The organism is Polynucleobacter sp. AP-RePozz3-80-G7 (genome assembly GCF_018882145.1).
GTDB lineage: Bacteria > Pseudomonadota > Gammaproteobacteria > Burkholderiales > Burkholderiaceae > Polynucleobacter.
On record NZ_JACVPC010000014.1, the window covers coordinates 1 to 703 of the forward strand.

Here is a 703-nt window from a genome sequence, read left to right on the forward strand (position 1 = left end):
ATCAGGCTGCTTGAAGTAGCAATGGAGCCTGTGCCAGTTAAGGACAGAGTGCCGGCTGATACGGTAGTGCTGCCAGTGTAAGCATTGGCGCTATTGGTTAGGACTAAAGTGCCTGCGCCAGTCTTAGTAAAGCCATAGCTACCAGAGAGGATGCCCGACAAGGTCAGCGTATCGCCAGTCGCAGTGTTAATCGTGCTAGCGCTAGTGAAGCTGATATCACCTGCTAGGGAGCTCGTGGCATCGGCTAAGGTGCCGCCATTCAGGACTACTGCTTTAGCACCAACAGTGACAGAGACTAGATCTAAAGTAGCACCACTATTAACCGTCACTGCCCCGCCACTATTGCTGCCTAAGCCAGTGTTATTGCTAATGTGCAGTGTGCCGCCATTAATGGTGGTTGTGCCGGTGTAGGTATTAGCACCAGACAGGGTTAAGGAACCGCCTGAGAGCGCTAAGGCAACAGAGCCGCCAGTACCGGCGTTATCAGCAATCACACCAGCATAAGTAGTAGTGCCACCAACGACCGTTACGGTAGAGGCTGTACTTCCTTTAGAGTTCAAGATGGTATTGCCAGTAGCACCGGTTAAGGAAGCAATGCTTTGGGAGTTGCCATACAGATCAAAGATGCTAGTGCCAGTCATGATCAATGCGCTAGCAGCAGCGAGTGAGCCGCCAGTGCCTAAACGTAAAGTACCGCCGTTGA

At 51.9% G+C, this 703-nt stretch carries 1 protein-coding gene; it reads right to left on the reverse strand.

Annotated elements, in window-relative coordinates; all coding sequences use genetic code 11:
- The coding region (locus tag ICE90_RS10740; protein ID WP_216192507.1) for an autotransporter-associated beta strand repeat-containing protein at window positions 1–703 on the reverse strand (703 nt) is incomplete at both ends.